This window comes from Stenotrophomonas sp. GZD-301 (assembly GCF_049310345.1).
Classification (GTDB): domain Bacteria; phylum Pseudomonadota; class Gammaproteobacteria; order Xanthomonadales; family Xanthomonadaceae; genus Stenotrophomonas.
This window is the reverse complement of the sequence record NZ_JBMOWY010000026.1, coordinates 84,743-111,211: the sequence shown is the minus strand read 5'-3', so window position 1 is coordinate 111,211 and position 26,469 is coordinate 84,743. Positions and strand designations below refer to the sequence as shown.

At 67.0% G+C, this 26,469-nt stretch carries 16 protein-coding genes; 13 read left to right on the top strand and 3 right to left on the bottom strand.

The genetic code is table 11. From position 1 onward, the window contains the following. Positions 1–349 precede the first annotated feature (349 nt). On the bottom strand, positions 350–2,548 hold the full coding sequence (locus tag ACO6VK_RS06990; RefSeq protein ID WP_422506178.1) for a TonB-dependent siderophore receptor: 2,199 nt from the start codon (positions 2,546–2,548) through the stop codon (positions 350–352). Between the two features lie 577 nt (positions 2,549–3,125). Between ACO6VK_RS06990 and fusA the strand changes: the two genes are divergently transcribed. The 5 genes from fusA (at position 3,126) to ACO6VK_RS06965 (ending at position 10,371) form a co-directional block, all read left to right on the top strand. Beyond that, positions 3,126–5,162: an elongation factor G gene (gene fusA / locus ACO6VK_RS06985; protein WP_422506177.1), complete on the top strand. Its 2,037-nt coding sequence runs from the start codon at positions 3,126–3,128 to the stop codon at positions 5,160–5,162. 152 nt (positions 5,163–5,314) lie between these two features. Then, positions 5,315–6,235, top strand: a complete 921-nt coding sequence (locus ACO6VK_RS06980; protein WP_422506176.1) for a M14 family metallopeptidase — start codon at positions 5,315–5,317, stop codon at positions 6,233–6,235. Positions 6,236–6,337: 102 nt separating this feature from the next. After that, the gene (locus ACO6VK_RS06975) at positions 6,338–8,644 is read left to right on the top strand and encodes an arylsulfatase (RefSeq protein WP_422506175.1); all 2,307 of its coding nucleotides are present in this window, start codon (positions 6,338–6,340) and stop codon (positions 8,642–8,644) included. A gap of 111 nt (positions 8,645–8,755) precedes the next feature. Further along, positions 8,756–9,136: a DUF1622 domain-containing protein gene (locus ACO6VK_RS06970; RefSeq protein WP_422506174.1), complete on the top strand. Its 381-nt coding sequence runs from the start codon at positions 8,756–8,758 to the stop codon at positions 9,134–9,136. An 86-nt stretch (positions 9,137–9,222) separates the two neighbouring features. Next, the gene (locus ACO6VK_RS06965) at positions 9,223–10,371 is read left to right on the top strand and encodes a serine hydrolase domain-containing protein (RefSeq protein ID WP_422506173.1); all 1,149 of its coding nucleotides are present in this window, start codon (positions 9,223–9,225) and stop codon (positions 10,369–10,371) included. A gap of 55 nt (positions 10,372–10,426) precedes the next feature. Here the strand turns inward: ACO6VK_RS06965 and ACO6VK_RS06960 are convergent, their stop codons facing one another. Continuing rightward, positions 10,427–11,512 carry a LacI family DNA-binding transcriptional regulator gene (locus tag ACO6VK_RS06960; protein ID WP_422506172.1) on the bottom strand — a complete coding sequence of 362 codons (1,086 nt, stop codon included), beginning with the start codon at positions 11,510–11,512 and terminating at the stop codon, positions 10,427–10,429. Positions 11,513–11,835: 323 nt separating this feature from the next. Between ACO6VK_RS06960 and ACO6VK_RS06955 the strand changes: the two genes are divergently transcribed. The 8 genes from ACO6VK_RS06955 (at position 11,836) to ACO6VK_RS06920 (ending at position 25,294) form a co-directional block, all read left to right on the top strand. After that, a complete protein-coding gene (locus ACO6VK_RS06955; RefSeq protein WP_422506171.1) occupies positions 11,836–14,967 on the top strand; it encodes a TonB-dependent receptor in 3,132 nt (1,043 codons plus the stop codon). Between the two features lie 67 nt (positions 14,968–15,034). Continuing rightward, positions 15,035–15,793, top strand: coding sequence for a SapC family protein (locus ACO6VK_RS06950; protein WP_422506170.1), 759 nt, complete (start codon positions 15,035–15,037; stop codon positions 15,791–15,793). A 3-nt stretch (positions 15,794–15,796) separates the two neighbouring features. Beyond that, a complete protein-coding gene (locus ACO6VK_RS06945) occupies positions 15,797–16,816 on the top strand; it encodes a cupin-like domain-containing protein (RefSeq protein ID WP_422506169.1) in 1,020 nt (339 codons plus the stop codon). 13 nt (positions 16,817–16,829) lie between these two features. After that, entirely contained in the window at positions 16,830–18,359 is a 1,530-nt protein-coding gene (locus tag ACO6VK_RS06940) for a tryptophan halogenase family protein (protein ID WP_422506168.1), read from the top strand. Between the two features lie 65 nt (positions 18,360–18,424). Continuing rightward, a complete protein-coding gene (gene xylB / locus ACO6VK_RS06935; protein WP_422506167.1) occupies positions 18,425–19,918 on the top strand; it encodes a xylulokinase in 1,494 nt (497 codons plus the stop codon). A 45-nt stretch (positions 19,919–19,963) separates the two neighbouring features. Continuing rightward, complete coding sequence (gene xylA / locus ACO6VK_RS06930; RefSeq protein WP_422506166.1) at positions 19,964–21,298, top strand: xylose isomerase; 1,335 nt, start codon at positions 19,964–19,966, stop codon at positions 21,296–21,298. Between the two features lie 25 nt (positions 21,299–21,323). Next, entirely contained in the window at positions 21,324–22,733 is a 1,410-nt protein-coding gene (locus ACO6VK_RS06925; RefSeq protein ID WP_422506165.1) for a sugar porter family MFS transporter, read from the top strand. Then, positions 22,730–25,294 (top strand): glycoside hydrolase family 3 protein, encoded by a 2,565-nt coding sequence (locus ACO6VK_RS06920; RefSeq protein ID WP_422506164.1) that lies wholly within the window; start codon positions 22,730–22,732, stop codon positions 25,292–25,294. Before ACO6VK_RS06925 ends, ACO6VK_RS06920 begins: the two co-directional genes overlap by 4 nt. A 17-nt stretch (positions 25,295–25,311) precedes the next feature. Here ACO6VK_RS06920 and ACO6VK_RS06915 read toward each other — a convergent pair whose 3' ends face one another. Continuing rightward, on the bottom strand, positions 25,312–26,367 hold the full coding sequence (locus ACO6VK_RS06915) for a LacI family DNA-binding transcriptional regulator (protein WP_422506163.1): 1,056 nt from the start codon (positions 26,365–26,367) through the stop codon (positions 25,312–25,314). Between the last annotated feature and the right edge of the window lie 102 nt (positions 26,368–26,469).

Genomic DNA, 26,469 nt, shown 5'->3' with positions numbered 1-26,469 from the left:
GTAGAGCCGGGCTCTGCCCGGCTGCGGCCACCGACGCACCATCACCGTCCAAAATGCAGCCGACCAACGGTCGGCTCTACCCGTGCGGCGTCAACATTCCCGTAGAGCCGGGCTCTGCCCGGCTGTGGCCACCGACGCACCATCACCGTCCAAGGCAGCCGACCAACGGTCGGCTCTACCCGCGCGGCGTCAACATTCCCGTAGAGCCGGGCTCTGCCCGGCTGCGGCCACCGACGCACCATCACCGTCCAATGCAGCCGACCAGAGGTCGGCTCTACGGGGCTGCGGTCGCCATGCGCCTTCACCATCCAATGCAGCCGACCAACGGTCGGCTCTACCGGCGTTGCGGTTACCAACCGAAGGTCGCTGTCGCCATCACGCTGCGGCCGCTGCCGTAGTAGCACGACGACACGCCGGTGCACGTGGACACGAAGCGCTTGTCGGCCAGATTGCTTGCGTTGAGCGCGAGCAGCACGCGGGTGCTGCCAAGCTGGCCGAGGTCGTAACGGATCGCCGCATCGAACAGCGTGTACGACGGAATGCGGTACAGATTGGCGCTGTCGCCGTAGCTGGTGCCGTTGTAGCGCGCGCCCGCCGCCAGGCTCAGCCCGGCCAGCGCGCCACCCTGGAACGTGTAGTCGGCCCAGAACGAGGCGGTGTAGTCCGGCACCATCGCCAACTGGTTGCCCTTGTACGGCGCCGAACGGATCATCTCCGAGTCCATGCGCGACGCGGCACCGATCAGGCTGAAGCCCTCGATCGGGGTGATGCGGCCCTCCAGCTCGATGCCGCGCACGCGGCCCTCGTCGCCCTGGATGGAGCAGGTCGCGGTGCCGGTAGCGCCGCAGTTGCGGTGGCTGGCAATTGGATCGTCGACGATCATGTTCTGCTGGCGCAGGTCATACACCGACAGCGTCACCAGGCCATCCACGGTCGCCGGCTGGTACTTCACCCCCGCCTCCCACTGCGAACCGGTCACCGGTTCGAATGCGGTATGCGTGAAGCTGTCCAGCGGCGACTTGGTCGACGGCTGGAAGGACTCGGCATAGCTGACGTACGGCGTCAGGCCGTTCTCAAACACATACAGCACGCCGGCACGGCCGGTGAAGGCCTCGCTCTTGATCACGTTGCGCCCGCCGGGCTGGGAGATGCCGGTGGCGATGTTGCGGTTGGCGCTGGTGGAGTCGTCCTTGGTCCAGTCGTAGCGGCCGCCCAATGTCAGACGCCAGTTGCCCAGCGCCATCTGGTCCTGCAGGTACACACCGCTCTGGCGGTTGACGCCGGCGGTGGGGGTTTCGGTGGTGGCCGTCGGCGCGTAGGCGGAATACACCGGGTTGAAGATGTCGATGGCGCGCGGGCTGGTCATCGCGGTGCGCACGCCTTCCCAGTCCGCACGCTGCCAGTCCCAGCCCAGCAGCACGGTATGGTCCACGGCGCCGGTGGCGAAGCGGGCCTGCAGGCGCGTGTCGAAGGTGTCGCCGTCGGAATCGCCGGTGCCCTGTACACCGCGGCGGTTCTGCGTGCGCCCATCGGCATTGAGCGCACCGAAGGTGACCACGCCCCGATACAGCGAATCGACATGGGTGCGGCGCGCGCTCTGGCTCAGCGTGATGTGGTCGTTGAACTGGTGCTCGAACATCCAGCCGGCCGTCCACAGCGTGCGGTCAAAGGTGTTCCAGCCAGGCTCGCCAATGAAGGTGCTGTTCTTCATGTGGCCGTAGGGCGTCGCGTTGAGCGTGCCGGCCATCGGCAGGAACTGGTAGGTCGAGCCGCCGTCGTCCTTCTGGTACATGCCGAGCAGGGTCAGCCGGGTGCGCTCGGCGATCTGCCAGGTGTAGCTGGGCGCCAGGAACCAGTGCTCCTGTGCGGTGTGCTTGATCTGCGTATCGCCATCGCGGTACAGGCCCACCAGGCGGACCAGGTGATCGTTGTCGGTGCTGCCGGTGCCCACGTCGAAGGCGGCGCTGTACTGGCCGTTGGCATCCAGCCCGAGGCGCAGCTGCTGTGTCTGGTCGGGGGTGGGGGTCTTGCTGACCTGGTTGACCATGCCGCCCGGCGCCACCTGGCCGTACATCACGGCCGAGGGGCCCTTGAGCACTTCAACGCGCTCCAGGTTCCAGCTGTCGAACATGCTGCGGTTCCACTGGCTGCCCTGTGGCGCGCGCATGCCATCGAGGGTGACGTTGTTGGCCCAGCTGCCGGCGTCGAACCCGCGGATGCGGAAATCGTCGACACGGTTGTCGATACCGCTGCTTTCGAGGCTGACACCGGCCACATAGCGCATCGCATCGTTGAGCGACTGCACGCCGCGCGCATCCAGTTCGGCGCGCTCGATCACCGACACCGACTGCGGTGTTTCGGCAATGGAGGTGCTGGTCTTGGTGGCGCCGCTGGTGCTGTTGGCAGCACGGTAGGCATTGACCCGTACGGCATCGAGATCGGTGGCGCTCTGCGCCAGGGCCGAGGCGACGGGCAGGCAGACAAGCACACAGGCAAGGGCGAGCAGGTCGGGACGCAGCCTGCGGGACGGGAAGGGGGTGGGGGACATGGACAGAGCTCGGGACACGGAAGGAGGGGGCGCAGGCGCTGGCCATACGCGCACGGCCTGCGGCCGCCACCAGCGTCGATACCGTCGTCGGATGACGCGGTTGCCCCGCCATTTTAGGTTGTTGGCGAATATATGCAATTGCGACACATTCGCATATGCGGACCGGAATGGGCTTGGTTTGTTCCATGCGGAGCAGTGCCTTCGCTTCTCTGCACTCATTGTTCCGTCAGTGTTGGTAAAACTCACTTGCGCGTCGCGATCAGAGGCCTACAATGCGCCCACACACTGAACCCGCCGCCATGACTTCGATGCCGCTCCTGACGTTTTTTACCCAGACCCGCGAAAGCGCGGGACGGGCGCGTCTGCCCTGCGGCTCATCAGGCGGCTGACCGGTTTCCGGTCACCTGAAGACCCCCAGACAGAGCGCCCACCGGGCGCTCTTTTCGTTTCCGCGTTACACAACCGATGCAAAGGAGAACGTGCCATGCACCAGACCGCCGAGCCCCAAACCTGGCCGCACGCCCGTTAGCCAACGGCGGCGTGCGGCTCCCCGATGTTGGCGACGAGAGCACACACCATGAACACCCATTCCCTGTCCCACTGGCGCAACCTGGGCATCATTGCCCACATCGACGCCGGCAAAACCACGCTTACCGAACGCCTGCTGTGGAAAACCGGCGAGATCCGCCGCGTCGGCGAAGTCCATGACGGCGCCGCCACCACCGATTTCTCGGCGATCGAGCGCGAGCGCGGCATCACCATCGGCGCGGCCGCCGTGCAGGCGCACTGGTCGCCACGCGGCGAGGGCGACCATCGCCTGACCCTGATCGACACGCCCGGCCATATCGATTTCGCCATCGAAGTGGAGCGCTCGCTGCGCGTGCTCGACGGCGCCGTGGCCGTGTTCTCCGCCGTGGATGGCGTGCAGCCGCAGTCCGAGACCGTGTGGCACCAGGCGCGCCGTCATGGGGTGCCGTTGATTGCGTTCGTCAACAAGATGGACCGCATCGGTGCGTCCTTCGAGCGCGTGCTGGCGCAGCTGCAGGACAAGCTGCAGGCGCGTCCGTGGGCGATCGGCTGGCCGCTGGGCGTGGAAAGCCGGTTCCACGGCTGGGTGGACCTGATTGCCCGTGAGATCGTCGAATGGGACGACACCGGCACGCCCGTGCGCACTGCCTGGACTGCCGAGCAGATCGCGCGGTGGCAGCCTCGCCGGCTGCAGTTGATTGAAGCGGTTGCCGACCACGATGACGCCCTCGGCGAAGCCTGGCTGGAAGGCCGCGAGGTCGACGATGCGCAGCTGCGAGCGGCCCTGCGCCGGGCCACGCTGGCCGGCGCCGGCGTGCCGGTGCTGGCCGGTGCGGCGTTCAAGAGCAAGGGCATCGATACGCTGCTGGATGCGGTCGTCGACTTCCTTCCGTCGCCGCTGGACCGCCCGCCGGTGGTGGCCATGCGCGGTGACAGCGAGGTGCTGTTGCCGCCGGACCCGAACGGCCCGTTGGCGGCGCTGCTGTTCAAGATCACGCACCAGAACCACGGGGCGTTGAGCTTCATCCGGCTGTACTCGGGCACCGTGAAGGTGGGCGACACCGTGGCCAGTTCGCAGCATGCGCAGGGGCGGCGGATTGGCCGGCTGGTGCGTGTGCAGGCCGACCAGACCCACGACATCAAGGAAGCCGTGGCGGGCGACATCGTCGCGGTGATCGGGTGGAAGGATGCGGTGAGCGGCGAAACGCTCAGCGCCCCGTCCGCGCCGTTGCTGCTCGACGCCATCCAGGCCCAGCACGCGGTCCTGGCCTGGCGGTTGAATGCGGACAAGGCGTCCGACCTGATCCGGATGAGCCAGGGCCTGTCGAGCCTGGCGCAGGAGGATCCCTCGTTCCACGTCTCCACCGACGCGGTGACCGGGGAAACCCTGATCTGGGGCATGGGCGAGCTGCACCTGGAAGTGATGGTTGAGCGGCTGCGCAGCGAGTGGAACGTGCCGGTACGGACCGGGGCGCCACGCGTGGCGTACCAGGAGACCCCCGCACAGGCGGTGCAGGGCGTGGAAGGCAAGGTCGCCAAGCAGACCGGCGGCCAGGGCCAGTTCGCGCGGGTGCTGATCGACGTGGCGCCCACCGACGGCGGCGAGATCCGCTTCATCGACCGGACGGTCGGCGGCGTGATCCCGAAGGCGTTTGTGGCGGCGGTGGAGAAGGGCGTCCGTGCGGCGCTTGAAGAGGGCCCGCGTGGGCATCCGGTGGTGGGGCTCGATGTGACCCTGACCGACGGTCAGACCCATGCCAAGGACTCCTCGGACATGGCGTTCCATCGCGCCGGCAGCGAGGCGATCAAGGCAGCGCTGGCGAAGGCGGGCACACGCCTGCTGGAGCCGGTCATGGAAGTGGCCATCCATGCCCCGTCGGCCAACGTCGGCGACGTGGTGGGCGATCTCAACCGCCGCAATGGGCGGGTGGCGTCCATCGAGGACCACGGTGCCCAGGTCGAGGTGCTCGGGTATGCACCGCTGGCCAAGCTGTCAGGCTACACCACGGCCCTGCGCTCGCTGACCCAGGGGCGCGCCTCCAGCGACATGCGCTTCAATGGGTATGAGGAAGTGCAGGTCGCGTAGGGTGCCATCGCGCAGTACAGAGGAGGAGGCCGGGCAACCGGCCTCCTTTTTTGTGGCCGCCGCCCTTTGCCGCGTCGGGCGGCGTCGGGCACGGCCACGCCGTGGATCGCGGTGCGCGGATACAATGCGCGTCCAACGTCCTGGAGTCTTCGATGAGCAGCGCGCATTTCTATCCGATCGGGACCCCCGGCCAGCCGTGGGGCGACGCCGAGCGCGCCGCCTGGCGTGCGCGCCAGCAGCCCCAGCGCAGCTATCACGACGATGTCGTGGCGGCACTGGAGCGCCTCGGCGACCGCGTCGAGATTGTCCAGTACGGTCAGCTGGACTACCCGCCGGATCATTACCCGTTGTTCGCCGCGGTCAGCAGCGACTGGGACCCGGCGCTGCCGTCGGCGCTGATCACCGGGGGCGTGCATGGCTATGAAACCAGTGGCGTGCATGGCGCGCTGCTGTTCCTGGAACAGAAGGCGGCCGACTATGCCGGGCGCATCAACCTGCTGGTGGCACCGTGCGTCAGCCCGTGGGGCTATGAGCGCATCCAGCGCTGGAACCCGGATGCGCTGGACACCAACCGCGCCTTCCGCCCCGGCGACACCGCCGAGGAAGCCGGTGCGCTGATGCGCTGGATCGCCGCGCGTGGCGACACCCTGCTGGTGCACGTGGACCTGCATGAAACCACCGACAGCGACGCCAACGAGTTCGACCCGGCGCTGGCCTCGCGCGACGGCAAGATGCTGGTGCCGGAGACCATTCCGGATGGCTTCTATGTGATCGGCAACAGCGAGAATCCCGAGCCGGCGTTCCAGCGGGCGCTGATCGCGGCCGTGAAGAACATCACCCATATCGCCCAGGCCGACGCACACGGCAACCTGGTCGGCATGCCGCTGCAGTCCCCGGGCGTGGTGTGGGGGCCCTCACGGTCGATCGGCGCCTGCGCCGGCTTCACCGATGCGCGCTTTGCCACCACCACCGAGGTCTACCCGGACAGCCCGCTCACCACCCCGGCGCAGTGCAACGACGCCCAGGTGGCCGCGGTGTGCGCCGCGCTGGATTTCGCGCTGGCCAACCGCTGAGGCGGCCCGCAGTTTTACCGAGCAGGCAGTGGTGAAACTACGGTAGTGGGGCAGGGAAGTGGGGGATAGGGTGGGCTCTGGCGCACCCACCTGGAGACCGGCATGTCCACGCCTTCCCGCACGCCCGACATTCTGCCGCGCCCGGATTTCCACTTCCCCGGCGAAGTGGGGCGCACCTATCTCGATTCGGACCCGGCTCGGTTCCCGCAGCCGGTGAAGGCGCCCGACGGTGCGCCGAACATCCTGCTGATCCTGATCGACGATGCCGGCTTCGGTCAGTTCAGCACCTTCGGTGGCGCTGTGCCGTCGCCGACGATGGACACCCTGGCGGCCGAGGGCCTGCGTTTCAACCGGTTCCACACCACGGCCCTGTGCAGCCCGACGCGGGCGGCGCTGATCACCGGCCGCAACCACCATTCGACCTCGTTCGCCGGCATCACCGAACTGGCCACCGGCTACGACGGCTATACCTGCATCCTGCCGCGCAACTGCGGCACCCTGGGCGAAGTGCTGCGCCAGAACGGCTACATGACCGCGTGGATCGGCAAGAACCACAACACGCCCACTTGGGAAACCAGCGCGGCCGGGCCGTTCGACCGCTGGCCCAACGGCATGGGGTTCGACTACTTCTACGGGTTCATGGGCGGGGACATGAACCACTGGAACCCGATCCTGTACCAGAACCGCGACCTGGTGCCGGCATCCGCCGACCCGGACTACCACCTCACCACCGACCTGGCCGACAAGGCCATCGACTGGGTGCGCCAGGCCAAGGCGATCGCGCCGGACCGCCCGTATTTCCTCTACGTCGCCACAGGAGCGACGCACGCCCCGCACCACACGCCGACCGACTGGATCGCGAAGTTCCACGGTCAGTTCGATGATGGCTGGGACGCGTACCGCGAGGCGACCCTGGCACGCCAGAAGACGCTCGGCGTGGTGCCGGCCGACACCGCGCTCACCGAACGCTCCAAAGGCCTGCCGGCATGGGACACGCTCAACGCCGAGCAGAAGCGGTTGTACGCCCGCATGATGGAAGTGTTCGCTGCCTACGGCGCGCACTGCGACCATGAGATGGGCCGTATCGTGGCGGCGTGCCGGGCCCTTCCGGATGCGGACAACACCCTGATCATCTTCATTGCCGGCGACAACGGTGCCAGCGCCGAAGGCGGCCTGGAAGGCTCGCTGTGCGAGAACCTGTTCTTCAACGGGTTCTCGGAACACTGGCAGGACAACCTCAAGGCCATCGACGAGCTCGGCGGGCCGAAGCACTTCAACCACTTCCCCTCGGCCTGGGCGCACGCCATGAACACGCCGTTCCAGTGGACCAAGCAGGTGGCCAGTCACTTTGGCGGCACCCGCAATCCGCTGATCATGTCCTGGCCGGCGCGGATCAAGGACAAAGGCGGCCTGCGCGACGCGTTCCTGCACACCATCGACATCGTGCCAACGCTGTACGAGCTGTGCGGCATCACCGCACCCAGCGTGTTGAACGGCATCCCACAGAAGCCGATCGAAGGCGCCAGCTTCGCGCATGTGTTCGACGACGCCGGTGCGGCCGGCCCGCGGCGCACGCAGTACTTCGAGCTGGGCTGCAATCGCGGCCTCTACCATGATGGCTGGATGGCCTCGGCACCGTCCTTCGTGCCGTGGGACCCGAACCGGCAGGAATGGGACCCGGACAAGGCCGTATGGGAGCTGTACAACGTGGCGGAGGATTTCTCCCAGGCCAACGACCTCGCTGCCGAGCACCCGGACAAACTGCGCGAACTGCAGGACCTGTGGTGGGTGGAAGCGGCCAAGTACAGCGTGCTGCCACTCGACTGGCGCGCCACCATCCGCATGAACGCCGAGCTGATGGGCCGCCCCAGCCTGATCGGGCATCGCAGGACGATGACCTACTACCCGGGCATCATCGGCTTGCCCGATGCCGCATCACCGCCGATGTGCAACAAGTCGTGGACGATCACCGCACAGATCGATGTGCCGGCGGAGAATGCCAACGGCATGATCATCACCCACGGGGGCCTCGAGGGCGGCTACGGCCTCTACCTGCGCGATGGCCGGCCAACCTTCGTCTACAACTTCCTGAGCATCGACCGCCCGACGTTCACCGCCAGGGACCCGCTGCCCGCCGGCAGCACCACCCTGGTGGTGGACTTCGCGTACGACGGCGGCGGCATGGGCAAGGGCGGCACCTTCACCCTCAGCGCCAATGGCAGCACGGTGGCCGAGGGCAGGGTGGAGCGCAGCATTCCGATCCAGTTCTCGCTGGGCGAAGGTCTGGACATCGGCTGCGACGTCGGCTCGCCGATCGACTTCACCTACACGCTGCCGTTCGCCTTCACCGGACGGATCGATCACGTCACGATCGAACTGGGCGAACTGGACATCACACCGCCCCGATAGCGTTGGCAGAGTAAGGCGTGCCACCCCACCCGCAGCCCGGAGGGTGCGGCCGGCCTCACTGCTGGCCGGGACGGCGTAGGTTGGCAGGGTTACCCGAGCCATGAGGCGAACATGTTCAGCAAAGAAGCCGCGATCCAACTGGTGGAATGGTCCGCGCTCGGCATCGAGCTGCTCGCCATCGCCCTGATCCTCGGCACCATCCTGGTCTCCACCGCCGTCTATCTGGTGGCCCTGGCCGCGCAGCACAAAGACCGGGCCGAGAGCTACGAGCAGTATCGGCGCCGGCTGGGGCGGGCGCTGCTGCTGGGGCTGGAGATCCTGGTGGCAGCCGATATCGTGCGGACCGTCGCGCTGGACAGCACCCTGCGCGCGATTCTCTCGCTGGGCCTGCTGGTGATCATCCGCACCTTCCTGAGCTGGTCGGTGGTGCTGGAGGTGGAGGGATTCTGGCCGTGGAACCGGCCCAAGGCGGCGCGGGACGCACCGCCGTAGCGGCGGATGTTCGGCTATCGTAGGCGCACTCTCCACAGTGCCCTCCCAGCCGACGCATGCACGCTTTGTTGAACGCCCGAAACAGGATGTGGTTGAACCTCTTTGCAGCGTCCGCCGTGCTCCTCGCGGCAGGATGCACCAGCAGACAACCCCCGGCGAAGGACCTGGGGGCGGACATCGATGAGGTCACCGCAACGCTGATCGAGCAGCCGCTGCTCCACTCGACCTCGATCGCGGTGGTGTACCGGGGCGAGGCGTTCATCCGGCATCGCGGCGACATGGTCGCAGGACAGCCAGGTGCGCCCACCGATGCGACCCTCTACGAGATCGGCTCGCTGAGCAAGACCCTGGCCGGAATGCTGATGGCCAAGGCGGTCCTGGAGCGCAAGGTGAGTCTGGACGACGACGTCCGGATGTATCTTGACGGCGCCTATCCGAACCTGGCGTACCAGGGCGAGCCCATCCGCATCCGCCACCTGCTGTCGCATACGAGCGGCCTGCCGAACATGCTGCCGGAGCAGGCGAACACGGTGCTCGCGGACTTCACCGATCACAGTACGCCACGCGCCCTCAATGCCCTCTATGCGAACTACGGCAAAGCTGACTTCCTCAACGACCTGCACACGGTCGACATTCCCCGCATGCCCGGGAAGGAATACGCGTACTCGAGCGCCGGGACGGAACTTGCCGCGCACATTCTGGAGCGCGCCTATACGAGCGACTACGAGTCGCTCCTGCGTCGATTCCTGCGCGATTCGACGGGCATGACGGGCGTCCGCATCCGGCTGGACGACGCCGAGGCCGCCCGGCTTGCGGTGGGCTATCACAGCGACAACCCGGTGCCGACCACACCGATGCCGAAACTGCCCTGGGGCGCATCCGGGAACGTCAAGGCGACCGTGCCGGATATGGTCAAGTACCTGGAGTTCCAGCTGGCCGGCGGGCCCGTGGTGACGGAATCGCATCGGCCGCTCGTCGCGTTCGATCCCGAGTTCAGCATCGGCTATTTCTGGAACATCGTCAGCGGCGACCGGTTGAAGGGCGTCTACTACGCGCATCATGGCGGCGTGCCGCGATCGCAGTGCTATGTGTACATCCTGCCGAAGTACGAGCTTGGCGTATTCGTCATCACCAACCAGAGCGGCGACCAGACGGCGCGCGCGATGGAGGCGGCAGTTGATACGCTGGTCGAGCGGATCGCTGCACGGGAAAAGGCCGCTGGGCTGTCCCTTTAAGAGGCATGGCGGTCTGGTGGAGCAGGGTGCACATCACGGGCGTCTGCGTGACGCGTCACGGTCGTGCGATGGCAGGCTTCCAGCGGCTTGACCAGGGTGCGGATACGGAGGCGCGCGTGATCAACCGGTGCGCAAGCACATGGTTTACCGTGCCGCGCGCCGGAGAGGCCGGATGGCGGATCTCGCGCAACAGCATGTCGATGGCGGTGTCGGCCATGTCCGAGACCGGTTGATGCACCGTGGTGAGCTCCGGCCACACCATCGTTGACGCGGAGGTGTCGTCGAACCCCACTACCGAGAGGTCGCCCGGTACCACCAGGCCGCGACGATGCGCCACTGAGACCACGGCCGACGCCATGTCATCGTTGCTGGCGAAAATCGCACTGGGCGGCGCGTCCACGTTCAACAGCCGTTCGGCGGCCTCCAGGCCGGAGCGGTACGTGAAGTAGCCGGGCTGGACGAGTGCGTCGTCGTAGCCGATGCCCGCGTCGGCCAGCGCATCCCGATAGCCCTGCCAGCGGTGCGCACTGGCGGTCTGGTTCGGGTCGCCCGTGATGTAGCCGATGCGGGTATGTCCGTGGGCGATCAGGTGCGACACCACGTCGTGGCTTGCCTGGCGGTCGTCGATGCGCACGCAGGACAGCCTGTCGCTGAAATGGCTCGACGCAATGGACACCACCGCGACACCCGCGGCAAGGAATTCATCGACGATGGCCGTCGATTCACACAGGGGCGGCGGCAGGATCACGCCGGCCACGCTGCCGGAGAGCTGCCGTGCTGCGTGGCGGCGTGCCTGGGCCCCCAGGTCATCCCACGTGGCGATCACCAGCTGCGCCGCGGCACGGGTGGAGCCGCGCAGCGCGCCCACCAGGAGTTCGCGCAGGTAGCTGGCGCTTGGATTGGTATAGATCAGCGCGATGCAGGTGTGCTGCGCCGCGGCCAGGGCGCTCGCCGCGAGGTTGGGGCGGTAGTCCAGTTCGCGCACGCTGCGCATGACGCGCTCGCGGTTGCCCTCGCGCACGCCGGCATGGCCGTGGATCACGCGTGAGACGGTCATCGCAGAGACCCCGGCGTGCGCCGCAACGTCATCGATGGTGACCGCGCTTGCCTTGCGACGGACCGCTTTATGGCTGTTCTTCACGGCATCGGTTCCTTTGCTGCGCTGCATGATGACAAGCGCAACCCTGGATGATTAGTCTGCGCCCGTGACGTGATGGTAGCGCTACCACTCGGCCGGAGTAAGGCCAGCAGGTACCCCCCCTTTACCACGCGGCTGTTCTGGCAAGCCTGCAAGCGAGTTGGCGTCGCAGTGAGCGCAACGCGCACTGCGATGTTCGGTGTGGAAGACGGGCATCGCCCGTACGTGCCCCCAGGAGGGGCGGTACATCCATTCGATCGTATGTCAGAGGGGAGAGTCATGAGCGCTACTGCTTTCCGTCGTACCCCAGGCCGGAGGGCTCGTTCATGAGCCGGACGCTGGCGAAGTTCACATCCAGGGCCATGTTTACCTTTGTAGGTGGCGTTCTGGTCATCAATCCCGCATTCGCGCAGGACGCGCCAACGCCTGCGCCCAACGCGCAGTCGCAGGCACAGCCAAGCCCGACGCAGCTGGATGCCGTGCAGGTCACCGGCATCCGCAACAGCCTCAGCCAGGCGATGGACATCAAGCGCGACTCGGCCGGCGTGGTCGATGCGATCAGTGCCGAGGACATCGGCAAGTTCCCCGACACCAACCTGGCCGAGTCCCTGCAGCGCATCACCGGCATCTCCATCGAACGCCGTGATGGTGAGGGCGCCCAGGTCACGGCGCGCGGCTTTGGCCCGCAGTTCAACATGGTGACGCTCAACGGTCGCCAGATGCCCGGTGCCGATGCCTTCGGCGCGGCAGGGCAGGTTGCGATCGGCGGTGTCGACGGCGGCACCCGCGCGTTCAACTTCGCCCAGCTTGCCGCAGAAGCGATCAATGGCATCGAGGTCTACAAGACCAGCCAGGCGAACGTGCCCAGCGGTGGTATAGGCGCCACCATCAACATCCTGACGTCACGTCCGTTCGACCATGAAGGCGTGGTCGCCAGTGCCGGCGCCAAAGTCGTCTCCGACAGGAGCCAGCCGTTCGACAACGACCTGACCCCGGAACTGTCTGGCATCTTCAGCTACACCAACCCCGACAGGACCCTCGGTGTCGGCGTGAGTGCGAGCTACCAGAAGCGCAAGGGCGGTTCGGTACAGGCCACCGACAACTACTGGAACATACAGCCGTGGACCGGCACGATGCCCGGCAACCCGACCGTGGTCAACGCCCCGGCGATCGGTGCGCTGTACGGGCGCCCCAACGACCTGCGCTATGCGTTCTCCGAGTTCGAGCGTGAGCGCATCAACGGCCAGGCGGTGCTGCAGTTCGCGCCGACAGACGCGGTCACGCTGACCCTGGACTACACCTATTCGACCAACGAGATCACCGAGAATCGTGGCGAACAGGGCATGTGGCTGCAGAACAGCAACTACACCGACGTCACCTTCGACACCAGCGGGGCGGTTGCCACGCCGATCTACATCCGTGAGATCGCCGGCACCAAGGACTTCGGCCTCGAGCAGCAGCGCAGCATGCAGAAGTACAAGCTGGGTTCGCTGGGCCTGAACGCGGTGTGGAACGTCACCGACCGCTTCAAGCTCAGCTTCGATGCGCACGACTCGAAGAACGAAAGCCGTCCGAACGATCCGCTGACCGGCGGCGGCTCCATCTTCAGCAGCATCGCCGGCACCAACAACTGCACCACCGGGCCGCATTGCGGTGGGTCCTGGGTGCAGGAAATGATCTTCAACAACGGCCTGCCGGTGGGCACCCAGGTCTGGTACCCGAGCACGGCCGACGCCATCGCCAAGACCAACGGCGTGGTCAACCCGGGCTTCGTGCCGGGTGAGATCGGCTCGCAGGTGCTGCGCATCAATTCGCAGACCCAGGTCAGCGAGATCAAGCAGGGCCGGGTCGACGGCGAGTGGAGCTTCGACAAGGGCCGCTTCCAGTTTGGCGTGGACTCCAGCAAGCAGACCACCCACCGCATCCAGGCCGCGGAGAACTACAACACCCTGGGCGACTGGGGTGTGGCCAACGTTGACGGGGACGTTGCAAACGGGTTGATGGACCTGCTGCAGCCGGTCAACATCGTCGGGCTGTTCAAGGACTACAGTGCCAACAGCTTCACTGCCTGGCGCGGCGATGCCGGCCGCATTGCGCAGTGGGCGGCAGACAACTATGGCGCCAGCCTGGGGGTGAGTCCGCAGCTCGCTGCCGACAACAGGGTGGAGGAAAAGACCCGGTCGGCGTATTTCCAGGTCGAGCTGGACGGCGATCTGGGCGGCCTGCGCACCAACACGCGGCTGGGGGTGCGCTATGAAACCACCGACGTGGTGTCGACCTCGATCATCGCCATTCCGGAGGCCATCCAGTGGCAGTCCAACAACGACTTCCGCGTGCTGTTGTCCGATGAGCAGCAGCCCTTCACCGAGAAGACCAGCTACAACTACGTTCTGCCCAACCTGGACTTCAGCATCGACCTGCTGGACGACCTGAAGGGCCGCGTGTCGTTCGGCAAGAGCATCGCCCGCGCGCCGATCGGCAATCTGTACGCGGGTCCAACGGCGCAGCAGCCGTTCGGTTCGGTGCTGATCGACCCGTCCTCGCGGGCCAGCGGCACCGCGCAGAACCCGGCCCTGAAGCCTCTGGAATCGGACAACCTGGACCTGGCGCTGGAATGGTACTTCGCCGATGCCAGCTATGTGTCGGTGACGTTCTGGAACAAGCAGGTCGACAACTTCGTCGGCAACACCGTCGTGCAGGAGAACCTGTACGGCCTGCGCGACCCGAGCTCCGGGCCGGACGCGCAGGCGGCGCTGGCGTTCCTGACCAGCGGGGCCTGCATCGCGCAGGTCGGGGCGGCCAATGCGGCCGCCTGCTCGGCCAACGACACCTCGCTGTTCACTGCGCTGGCCCTGCTGCGCAACAACCCCGCCGGGCTGGGGGCCTACAACGGCACCGACGCACAGGTGCTGGCCACCGAAGCTGCCTACGATCTGTACGGAACGGCCGCCGACCCGCTGTACCAGTTCAACGTCAACCGCCCCATCAACCAGAACAAATCCAAGCTGCACGGTTGGGAGCTGGGGGGACAGTACTTCTTCGGCGACACCGGGTTTGGCGTCCTCGCCAACTACACCATCGTCAAGGGCGATGTGGGGTTCAACAACGGCGGCGACCCGGGCATCGACCAGTTCTCGCTGACTGGACTCAGCGACACGGCCAATGCGATGCTGATGTACGAGAAGTACGGCTGGTCGGTCCGCCTGGCGTGGAACTGGCGTGACCAGTATCTGATCCTGGCCAACCAGGGGGCGAGCCGGAATCCGTACTACGTGGAAGCGTACGAGCAGTGGGATCTCAGCGTGAACTACCAGCTGGATGATCACTGGTCGTTCGGCCTGGAGGCGATCAACCTGACCGGTGAGGACGTTCGCTGGCGTTCGCGCACGTCGCAGATGATCGTGAAGCTGGCCGACCAGAGTCCGCGTTACATGCTTGGCGTGCGTTACAGGTTCTGAACCGTAAGGGTGCCGCTGCCTGTGCAGCGGCACCTGTTCCAGGCTCCTGATGGGATTGGACAAGACCATGCCGCGTTACGAAATGCTCAACAACATCGCCCACCGGGACCTGCGCGTGGCCACCGCTTTCGGCGCCGAGTTCGGTGATGCGGTGGGCATGGTGCCGGCCTACCCGAGCGAGTTCGCCGAGCTGCAGCGGGAATATCCCATTTTTCTCCGCAAGGACCCGGCGACGGGTGACTGGCAGTCCGTTGCGCTGCTGGGGTTCGAGCAGCACGAGAATCTGTTCCTGCACGACGGGCGCTGGAATGCGGCCTATCTGCCGGGGGCGGCAGCCAAGGGGCCGTTCCTCATCGGCTTCCAGGAGACGCGCATCGATGGCGCGCCTGCGCAGGAGGCGGTGCTGCACGTCGACCTCGATCACCCTCGGGTGAGTGCGCTGCAGGGTGAGCCGGTGTTCCTGCCGCAGGGCGGCAACAGCCCCTATCTCGACCATATCGCAGGCGTGCTGCGCGGCATCCACGAGGGCCATGCCGTTGGCGCGCACATGTTTGCCATGCTCGAGACGTACGGGCTCATCCAGCCGGTCACGCTCGACGTGACCATCGACGCCGATCATCGGGTGGGCGTCAACGGCCTGCACGCGATCGACCGTGACCGCCTGGCGCAGCTGGACGGTCCCGCGCTCGCCGACCTCAACCGCGCCGGCTATCTGGAAGGTGCATATCTGATGCTGGCGTCGCTGCACAACATGCGGCGCCTGATCGCCGAGAAACAGCGGCGCGTGCGGATGCAGGATGCCGCCGTGGCGGCAGGCAGGAACTGAGCCATGCCTGACGGCGTTGCCATGCGCGTCCTCGACGGTCTTGCGCCCGATGCGCTCCCGCTGGAGGCACTGGTGACCGCCGGCGAGCCGGTGGTGCTGCGTGGCATCGCGCGTGACTGGGAAATCGTGCAGGCCGGGCTGCGTTCCACACACGAGGCGCTGGACTATCTGCGCGGTTTCGATGCGGGCGTGCCGGTGCCGTACTCCTTCGGCGGACCGGAGATTGAAGGGCGTCCGTTCTACAACGAGGACTTTACGCAGTTGAACGTGGAGGTCCGGCGCGGCTTGCTGACGCAGGTGCTGGACGGGATTGCCGCGACCTTCGAGGACCCCCGGCCGCCCACGTACTATGTCGCCTCGCTGCTGATCGAGCGGGCGCTTCCCGGGTTCGCGCTGGCCAACGATGCCGGCCTGGCGGGGCAGGGCATCGAGGCGTCGGCCAGCATCTGGATGGGCAACCGCGTCACGGCGTCGTGCCATTTCGACACGCCGGACAACCTCGCGTGCTGTGCAGTCGGCCGGCGCCGCTTCACGCTCTTTCCGCCGGAGCAGATCGACAACCTGTACCCCGGGCCGCTGGAACCCACGCCGGGTGGCCAGGTGATCAGCGTGGTGGATTTCGAGCGCCCGGATTTCGCGCGCCATCCGCGCTTCCGTGATGCCCTCGCCAGCGCGCAGACGGCTGTGCTGGAGCCGGGTGACGCCATCTTCATCCCGAGCATGTGGTGGCACCACGTGCGCAGCCTGGAGCCGTTCAACGTGCTGGTGAACTACTGGTGGCGCAGCTCGCCCGGTTTCCTGTCCTCGCCGCTGCCGGCGCTCCAGCATGCGATGTGGGCGCTGCGCGATCTGCCTGCACGCGAGAAGCAGGCCTGGTCGGCGATCTTCCATTACTACGTATTCGGCCCAGGCGACCGCGCAGGGCAGCACCTGCCCGAAGCGGCCCGCGGCGAGCTGGCGCCCTTCGACGAGACGCAGGCGCGGCGCACGCGCGCACAGCTGCTGTCTCGACTCAACCGCTGATGGGAGCACCGCATTGAACGTTGCTGACACAACACACGCACGTATCCGCAGGGTCGTCATCGCCGGGGGTGGCACGGCGGGCTGGCTGGCCGGGTGTGCGCTGTCCCACCAGTTCCGCGATCAGCTGGACATTACCCTGGTGGAATCCGAGCAGATCGGTACGGTGGGCGTCGGCGAGTCGACCGTGCCGCCCATCCGCGCCTTCCACCGTTTTCTGCAGATCGATGAGCAGGAGTTCCTGCGCGCCGTTGCCGGCACGTTCAAGCTCTCGATCTCGTTCGAGAACTGGCGGCGTCCCGGGGATCGTTTCATCCATCCGTTTGGCACCATCGGGCAGGGAACGTGGGCAACACCGTTCCACCATTTCTGGCTGGACAGCCTGCGCCGCGGCATGCCGTCGGCGCTGGGCGATTTCTGCCTGGAGAGTGTCGCGTCACTCGGCGACCAGTTCTCGCTGGACACCCGGCCGCAGCTCAACTATGCGTACCACTTCGACGCCGGCCTCTATGCGAAGTTCCTTCGGCGCAGGGCCGAAGCGCACGGCCTGCGGCGGGTCGAGGGCAAGATCCGGGAAGTGCGACAACATGCCGATGACGGCTCCGTTGCGTCACTGGTGCTGGAGGACGGGCAGGTCATCGAGGGCGACCTGTTCATCGACTGCACCGGCTTCCGCGGTCTGTTGACCGAACAGACCCTGCATACCGGCTACGAGGACTGGCACGACTGGTTGCCCAGTGATCGCGCGGTGGCGGTGCAGACCGAGTCGGTCTCGCCGCCGGTGCCGTACACCCGCGCGATCGCACACGAGGCCGGCTGGCGGTGGCATATCGCGCTTCAGCACCGGGTGGGCTGCGGGCTGGTGTTCTCCAGCCGCCACATGTCCGATGACGAGGCGCAGGCCAAGCTGCTGCGTGACGTCGAGGGCCGGCCCCTGCGGGATCCCTGGCTGGTGCCGTTCCGTAGCGGGCGCCGGCTGAAAGCATGGAACCGGAACGTGGTGGCGCTGGGGCTTGCCAGTGGCTTCATCGAGCCGCTGGAATCGACCAGCATCCACCTGACCATCAGTGCCGTGGTGCGCCTGATCCAGTTGTTCCCGTTCGACGGCATCAGCCCGGCGCTGATGGCGCTGTACAACGACGTCAGCCGCCAGGAGATGGAGCATGTGCGGGATTTCATCATCCTGCACTACCACGCCAACCAGCGCGACGAGCCGATGTGGAAGGCGTGCCGCGAGATGCCGCTGCCCGAGTCGCTCGCGATCCGGCTGCGTGCCTGGCGCGAACGAGCACACGCCTGGCAGGACCCCGGCGAGCTGTTCCGTGTGGATTCCTGGACCAGCGTGCTGATGGGGCAGGGCATCCAGCCGGGTCCGCCACACCCGCTGGCACGTGCCATCGGTGACGCGGACCTGCGCACGCTGTTGGCGCGGATCCGGCAGCCGGTGCAGCAGGCGGTGGCGACGATGCCGTCGCAGGCCGCCTTCATCGAGCGCTACTGCAAGGCGGCGCAGGACGTATGGCCACGGGTGCCAGCCCTGACGTAACGCAGCGGCATGCTGTTGTCTGGAAATGGTAGCGCTAACTTCAATCACGGACGGGAGTGCAGTACATGGATCTGGTGGCCGGAATCGACGCAGGGACGCAGAGTCTGAAGATCGTGGTGTACGACCCTGCCGGGCGTCGGCTCGTTGCCAGCACCAGCTCGCCGCTGGACCTGACGTCCGCCGCCGATGGCAGCCGTGAGCAGCAGCCGGCCGATTGGGTCGCCGCACTTCATGCCTGCTTCCATGCGATTGAACCCAAGGTGCGCTCGCGCATCACCGCATTGGCGGTGTCCGGCCAACAGCACGGATTCGTCGCGGTCGACGCGGCAGGGGAGGTGCTGGCACCGGCCAAACTCTGGTGCGACACCAGCACGTCGGCCGAGTGTGTGCAGATCATGGACGCGGTGGGCGGCGCAGCCCGCAGTATCGCGCTCGCAGGCAATCCGATCCTCACCGGGTACACCGCGTCCAAGCTGCCGTGGACGAAGACCCACCGGCCCGAGGCCTACGCGCGGCTTGCCACCATTCTGCTGCCGCACGACTACCTCAATTTCGTGTTGACCGGCGAGCGCTTCTGCGAGTACGGGGATGCGTCCGGCACGGGCTGGCTGGACGTGCGCACCCGCACCTGGTCGGCCGACCTGCTGCGCGCGACCGATCCCGAGCGGGACCTTGCCGCGTGCCTGCCGCGCATCGCCGCACCCGAAGAGATGCTGGACATCGACCCGGCCGTCGCGGCAGCACTGGGGCTGCGCGCGACGGTGAAGGTCGCCGTTGGCGGTGGCGACAACATGATGGCGGCGATCGGTACCGGCTGCGTCGTACCCGGCCGCCTGGCGATGAGCCTGGGCACCTCGGGCACCCTGTTCGCCTACTCGGACACGCCCGTGATCGACCCGGACGGGAGATGGGCCGCGTTCTGCTCGTCCACCGGCGGCTGGCTGCCGCTGATCTGCACGATGAACTGCACGGTGGTGACCGAACAGGTCGCCGATGCGTTCGGCTTCAGCACCCGGTATGCCGACGGGCACCTGCGCGCTACATCGCCCGGTGCCGACGGCCTGGTGATGCTGCCCTTCCTCAATGGCGAGCGTACGCCGGACCTGCCGCTGGGCAAGGGGGTACTGGCGGGCATGGACACGACCAACATGACCCCGGCGCACTTCTACCGTGCGGCCGTCGAAGGGGCGACGTACAGCCTGAAGGTTGGCTACGACGCCTTTGTCCACGCGGGCATGCAGTTCGAACGCATCGTGCTGACCGGCGGCGGCAGCAACAGCGCGCAGTGGCGTCAACTGGTGGCCGATGTCTTCGGCCTTCCGGTGGACGTGCCGACCCAATCCGAGGGCGCGGCGTTCGGTGCGGCATTGCAGGCCCTGTGGGCGCTGGGCCACGCGCGCGGCGAGGCCGCGACCATCGCCGAGATCGCGGACCGGCACGTTGCACTTGATCCGCTGCAGTCCGCCCACCCGGACCCGGCGCGTACGCGCGCCTATGCCGCCGCCTATGCCGGTTTTCTACGCCATCTCGATGCCATCACGCCGCTGTATCGCGGTTGATCGCCCGCTTTGCCGACACCTCCCACAACGACAGGACGACGCACCATGAGCAACCAGCCCTTCATCGGCGCCACGGAATACTTCCCCGGCATTGGCCGCATCCCCTTCGAAGGCCGGGGGTCGGACAACCCCCTCGCGTTCAAGGTCTACGACGCGAACCGGGTAATCGGTGGCAAGACCATGCAGGAGCATCTGCGCTTCGCGGCCTGCTACTGGCACACCTTCTGCAACGCCGGGCATGATCCGTTTGGTCCAGGCACCCGCCGTTTCCCGTGGGAGGCCGGCTCGCAGATGGCCACCGCCGAAGCGAAGGTGGACGCCGCATTCGAATTCTTCACCAAGCTGGGCGTGCCGTACTGGTGCTTCCACGATATCGACTTGGCGCCGGATGCCGACGATGTCGGCCAGTACGAGAAGAACCTGAAGCACATGGTCGGCCTGGCCAAAGCGCGCCAGGAGGCGACCGGCATCAAGCTGCTGTGGGGGACCGCCAATCTGTTCTCGCACCCGCGCTACATGAATGGTGCGGCCACCAATCCCGATTTTGCCGTGGTGGCGCGTGCCGCCGTGCAGGTGAAGGCGGCGCTCGAGGCGACCGTTGAGCTGGGCGGCGAACATTACGTGTTCTGGGGTGGCCGCGAAGGCTACGCCTCGCTGGTGAACACGCAGATGAAGCGCGAGGTCGACCATCTCGCACGGTTCCTCACGATGGCGCGGGACTACGGCCGCAGCATCGGGCTGAAGGGGAATTTCCTGATCGAGCCCAAGCCGATGGAACCGATGAAGCACCAGTACGACTTCGACAGCGCCACCGTGGCGGGCTTCCTGAAAGCGCATGGCCTGGACAAGGACTTCAAGCTCAACATCGAGGCCAACCACGCCACGCTTTCCGGCCACACCTTCGAACACGATCTGCAGGTCGCCTCCGACCACGGTCTGCTGGGCAGCATCGATGCCAACCGCGGCAACGGCCAGAACGGCTGGGACACGGACCAGTTCCCGACCGACCTGTACGACACCGTTGGCGCGATGCTGGTCGTGCTGCGGCAGGGCGGGCTGGAGGGCGGCCTGAATTTCGACGCCAAGCTGCGCAGGGAGTCGACCGACCTGGAAGATCTGTTCATCGCCCACATCGGCGGCATGGACGCGTTCGCCCGCGGCCTGGAGGTGGCGCACACGCTGCTGACCGACTCGCCGTGGGAGCAGTGGCGTACGGAACGCTATGCCAGCTTTGACAGCGGCGCCGGCAGGGACTTCGAGAACGGCACGCTCGGCCTGGCCGACCTGGCGACGCTGGCCACCACGCTCGGCGAGCCCGCGCAGATCAGTGGCAAACAGGAGCGCTACGAGAACCTGCTCAACCAGCATCTGCTGCGCTGACACCGGACCGGGGAGGGGAATGGCAATGAAACAGGCAATGCGGGACGGCGAGAACACCCGCCTGATTGTGGTGATCAGCGTGGTGGCGACGATTGGCGGATTCCTGTTCGGGTTCGACAGCGGCGTCATCAATGGCACGCAGGACGGCCTGCACCAGGCGTTCCGGTCCGGCGAGTGGATGCAGGGGTTCGAGATCGCCTCGATGCTGCTGGGCTGCGCCATCGGTGCCTTCAGCGCCGGCCGTCTGGCCGACCGCCTGGGGCGCCGCAACGTGCTGATCGTCTCGGCGGTTCTGTTCCTGCTGTCGGCGATCGGCGCGGGTGCGGCGTCCTCGTCGATCATGTTCATCATCGCGCGGGTGATGGGCGGCTTTGCGGTGGGTGCGGCCAGTGTGATTTCACCGGCGTACATCGCCGAGGTGGCGCCGGCGCGCTACCGCGGCCGCCTCGCCACGGTCCAGCAGATCGCCATCATCAGCGGGCTCACCGTTGCCTTCCTGTCCAACTATCTCCTGGCGGCCTCGGCCGGTGCCTCGACCGAGCCGTTGTGGGGCGGGCATGCGGCGTGGCGCTGGATGTTCTGGATGCAGGCAGTGCCCTCGCTGCTGTTCCTGGCGCTGCTGTTGACCATCCCGGAAAGCCCGCGCTACCTGGTGGTGAAACGCCGCACGGACGAGGCGCTGCAGGTGTTGACGCGGCTGTTCGGCGGTGCCGAGGCGCAGGCCAAGCTCGCCGAGATCGGCGCCTCGCTGTCCACCGACCATCACCGTCCGCGGCTGTCGGACCTGCGCAGCACGGCCACCGGCAGGGTTCGGCCGATTGTCTGGGTGGGCATCGGCCTGGCCATCTTCCAGCAGCTGGTCGGCATCAACGTGGTGTTCTACTACGGCGCCGTGCTCTGGCAGGCGGTAGGCTTCTCCGAGAACGACGCGCTGCTGATCAATGTGCTGTCCGGTTCGCTCAGCATCGGCGCGTGCATCGTCACCGTGCTGCTGATCGACCGCATCGGACGCAAGCCGCTGCTGTGGGTCGGCTCGGCCGGGATGGCGGTGTCGCTGGCACTGCTGGTGGTGGCATTCGCCAGTGGCTCGCTGGTCGATTCCCGCCTGCAGCTTCCCGGGGGCATGGGCACGCTGGCGCTGGTGGCGGCCAATGCCTACGTGGTGTTCTTCAACGTCTCCTGGGGGCCGGTGATGTGGGTGATGCTGGGCGAGATGTTCCCCAACCAGATACGCGGGTCGGCGCTGGCCGTGGCCGGTGCGGCGCAATGGACCGCGAACTTCGCCGTCACGGTGACGTTCCCCATTCTGCTGGCCGCCATCGGGCTGGCCGCGACGTACAGCCTCTACCTGGTGTCGGCGGTGATCTCGGTCTTCTTCGTGCTGCGCTACGTGCACGAAACCAAGGGCAAGGAACTGGAGCAGATGGAAGGATGAACGCGATGACCAATCAACGGTTTACCTGCGTCCGCAGCGGCCTGCTGCTGGGCACGCTGATGCTCGCGCTGGCTGCCTGCGGCAACGATGACAAGGCAGTTGCCCCTGCGGCGGCCGCTCCGGATCCGTGGCCACAGGTCGCCTGGCCACTGCCCGAGGATCCTGCGCTGGAAACGCGCATCGCCGACCTGATGGCCACCATGACGGTGGAGGAGAAGGTGGGCCAGCTCGTGCAGGGCGACATCGCCAGCATCACCCCGGATGATCTCCGCCGGTACCGGCTCGGCTCGATCCTGGCGGGGGGCAATTCCGACCCCGGCGGCCGGTACGATGCCTCGCCTGCCGAATGGCTGGCCCTGGCCGATGCGTTCTACGAGGCCTCGATGGATACCTCGCAGGGCGGCAAGGCGATTCCGGTACTGTTCGGCATCGATGCCGTGCACGGGCAAAGCAACATCATCGGCGCGACGTTGTTCCCGCACAACATCGGCCTGGGGGCAACACGCAACCCTGCGCTGCTCAAGCGGATCGGTGAGATCACCGCGCTGGAAACCCGTGCGACCGGCATGGAGTGGGCATTCGCGCCCACCGTGGCGGTACCGCAGGACGACCGCTGGGGGCGCACCTACGAGGGGTATTCCGAATCGCCCGACGTGGTGGCCAGCTATGCCGGCGCGATGGTCGAGGGCCTGCAGGGCAAGGTCGGCTCGCCCACGTTCCTTGATGGCCGCCACGTGATCGCCTCGGTGAAGCACTTCCTCGGCGACGGCGGCACGGTCGATGGCAAGGATCAGGGCGATACCCGGATCAGCGAGGCGGACCTGGTGCGCATCCACGCGGCCGGGTATCCGCCGGCCATCGCCGCGGGCGCACAGACCGTCATGGCGTCCTTCAACAGCGTCAACGGCGAGAAGATGCATGGCCACCGGCCGTATCTGACGGAGGCGCTGAAGGGGCGGATGAACTTTGGTGGCTTCGTGGTGGGCGACTGGAACGGCCACGGGCAGGTGAAGGGCTGCACCACCACCGATTGCCCGGCCACCATCAACGCCGGCCTGGACATGGCGATGGCGTCGGACAGCTGGAAGGGCTTCTACGACACCACGCTGGCCGCGGTGAAGAACGGCAGCATTTCCCAGCAGCGTCTGGACGATGCGGTGCGGCGGATACTGCGGGTCAAGATGCGGCTGGGGCTGTTCGAGGCGGGTAAGCCGTCGTCGCGCGCGGTCGGTGGGCAGTTCGCACTGGTCGGCGCGCCCGAGCATCGTGAGGTGGCACGCCAGGCGGTGCGCGAATCGCTGGTACTGCTGAAGAACCAGGGCGGTGTGCTGCCGCTGTCGCCGAAGCAACGCATCCTGGTGGCCGGTGACGGGGCCAATGACGTTGGCAAGCAGGCCGGCGGCTGGACGCTGAACTGGCAGGGCACCGGCACCACCCGCAAGGACTTCCCGAATGCGGACACGATCTTCGAGGGCATCGCGCAGCAGGCGAAGGCCGGCGGCGGCGAAGCGGTGCTGGCCGTGGATGGGAAATACACGCGCAAGCCGGATGTGGCCGTGGTGGTGTTCGGCGAGAATCCCTATGCGGAGTTCCAGGGCGATCTGCCGACACTGGCCTACAAGGCCGGCGACGACTCGGATCTTGCGCTGATCAAGCGACTGAAGGCCGACGGCATTCCGGTGGTCGCGGTGTTCCTGAGCGGGCGCCCGCTGTGGGTGAACCGCGAGATCAATGCCGCCGACGCGTTCGTGGCGGCGTGGCTGCCCGGGTCGGAAGGCGCCGGCATTGCGGATGTGCTGCTGCGCGGCCCCGACGGCAGCGCGCAGCACGACTTCAAGGGGAAACTGAGTTTCAGCTGGCCGCGTACAGCGGTCCAGTACGCCAACAACGTGGGGCAGAAGGACTACGCCCCGCAGTTCGCATTCGGCTTCGGGCTCACCTATGCCGACAACGGCGATCTCGCCGCGCTGCCGGAGGTTTCCGGCGTGACCGGCAATGAAGGCGCGGTCGGTGTGTTCTTCGCGCGCGGTGACGCCGGGTCCGGCATGGCCCTGCGGCTGGAGAACGGCACGGGGCAGGGCGTGACCGTCACCAAGGTGCCGGAATCCCTCGACGGCGGCCTGCTGAACGTCACCGGGGTGGATCATCTGGCGCAGGAAGATGGTCGCCGCCTCGCCTGGACCGGCAAGGGCGAGGCGGTCGCCGCGCTGCAGTCGCATACGGCTCTGGACCTGCAGCGCGAGAGCAACGGCGACCTGATGCTGTTGACCACGCTGCGGGTTGAGGCCGCACCCCAGGGCGATGCATGGCTGTCGGTGGGCTGCGGCACGGGTTGCTCGGCACGCATTGCGCTCGGCCCGACGCTGGCATCGCTGCCGGTGGGCCAATGGACGCGGGTGGGCGTACCGTTGAAGTGCCTGGCCGCGGCCGGTGCGGATGTCGGCAAGCTGGAGCGCCCGTGGTCAATCGGCACGGCCGGTGCGATGACGCTCTCGGTGTCACGCGTCGCCCTGGGGGCCTTGAACGAGGCGGAGACCACCATCGCATGCCCGGGCCGATGACCCCGCGGCGTGTGCGGTCACCGCTTGGGTGGGGGCGCGACCGAGTCGCGCACCACCAACCGGTGCGGCATGACGTGATCGGTCAACACGCGCGCGTCGTCGTGCCGGCGGCGGATGGTACGCAGCAGGATGTCGATGGCGGCATCGGCCATCGATGCGATGGGTTGGTGAATGGTGGTGAGCTCCGGCCAGACCGTCGTCGCGGCCGAGGTGTCATCGAAGCCCACCACCGACAGATCACGGGGAACATCCAGGCCGCGCCGGTGTGCGACGGAAATCGCCGCCGCGCCCATGTCGTCGTTGCTGGCGAAGATCGCGGTCGGCGGCCGGCGGTGGGACAGCAGCTTTTCGGCAGCGGCAAGCCCGGAGCGGTAGGTGTAGTCCCCCTGCTGGACGAGGCCGGGTTCGACCTGCAGCCCGGCCGCACCCAGGGCGGCAACAAAGCCGTCGTAACGCCGCTCGCTCGCGCTGAGGTCGTTGCGGCCGCGGATGAAGCCAATGCGGCTGTGACCCTGCTGGATCAGGTGTTCGGTCAGTTCCCTGCCGGCCTGGAAGTCGTCGATGCGCACGCAGGAAATGTCGTTGCCGAGGTGACCCGGTGCGATCCCGACGACGGGGATGCCCGCCTTGACGAGTTCGGTCACGGCAGGCCGCGATTCGCACAGCGGGGGCGGCAGAATGACGCCGTCCACGCGGCCGGCCAAGGCCCGCGCTGCCTTGCGCTCGGCGGTCGGGTCAAGATCGTCCCAGTAATCGACGACCAGCTGGATGGCAGCGTTGGACGCCACACGCAGCAAACCGACCAGCAGTTCGCGCAGGTAGGCACCGCTGGGATTGGTGTAGATCAGCGCGATGCGCGTGTGCTGTGCGGCCGCCAGCGAACTGGCGGCCAGGTTGGGCGTATAGCCCAGTTCGCGCACCGCGCGCATCACGCGCTCGCGGGTGGCATCGCGCACCTTGCCCTGGTTGATCGCCCGCGACACGGTCATCGGCGACACCCCGGCCAGGGCCGCCACCTCGTCGATCGTCACGCCACTGGTTTTGCGGCGGACCGACTTCTTCGGCTTGTCCAATTCGCGCTCCCGTTCTTCGCTGTGACGCTGACACAGCCAACGCACGGATCGAGCTTACAAGGTTTGTTGTCCGCGCTGCGGGCCCGCTCGGTTGTCGAGCGG

Coding starts and splice junctions, on each gene's coding strand:
- ACO6VK_RS06925 (WP_422506165.1), top strand. CDS start 21,324: ATGAAACAGGCAATGCGGGACGGCGAGAACACCCGCCTGATTGTGGTG.
- ACO6VK_RS06920 (WP_422506164.1), top strand. CDS start 22,730: ATGAACGCGATGACCAATCAACGGTTTACCTGCGTCCGCAGCGGCCTG.
- xylA (WP_422506166.1), top strand. CDS start 19,964: ATGAGCAACCAGCCCTTCATCGGCGCCACGGAATACTTCCCCGGCATT.
- ACO6VK_RS06975 (WP_422506175.1), top strand. CDS start 6,338: ATGTCCACGCCTTCCCGCACGCCCGACATTCTGCCGCGCCCGGATTTC.
- ACO6VK_RS06990 (WP_422506178.1), bottom strand. CDS start 2,548: ATGTCCCCCACCCCCTTCCCGTCCCGCAGGCTGCGTCCCGACCTGCTC.
- ACO6VK_RS06955 (WP_422506171.1), top strand. CDS start 11,836: ATGAGCCGGACGCTGGCGAAGTTCACATCCAGGGCCATGTTTACCTTT.
- xylB (WP_422506167.1), top strand. CDS start 18,425: ATGGATCTGGTGGCCGGAATCGACGCAGGGACGCAGAGTCTGAAGATC.
- fusA (WP_422506177.1), top strand. CDS start 3,126: ATGAACACCCATTCCCTGTCCCACTGGCGCAACCTGGGCATCATTGCC.
- ACO6VK_RS06980 (WP_422506176.1), top strand. CDS start 5,315: ATGAGCAGCGCGCATTTCTATCCGATCGGGACCCCCGGCCAGCCGTGG.
- ACO6VK_RS06970 (WP_422506174.1), top strand. CDS start 8,756: ATGTTCAGCAAAGAAGCCGCGATCCAACTGGTGGAATGGTCCGCGCTC.
- ACO6VK_RS06950 (WP_422506170.1), top strand. CDS start 15,035: ATGCCGCGTTACGAAATGCTCAACAACATCGCCCACCGGGACCTGCGC.
- ACO6VK_RS06945 (WP_422506169.1), top strand. CDS start 15,797: ATGCCTGACGGCGTTGCCATGCGCGTCCTCGACGGTCTTGCGCCCGAT.
- ACO6VK_RS06965 (WP_422506173.1), top strand. CDS start 9,223: ATGTGGTTGAACCTCTTTGCAGCGTCCGCCGTGCTCCTCGCGGCAGGA.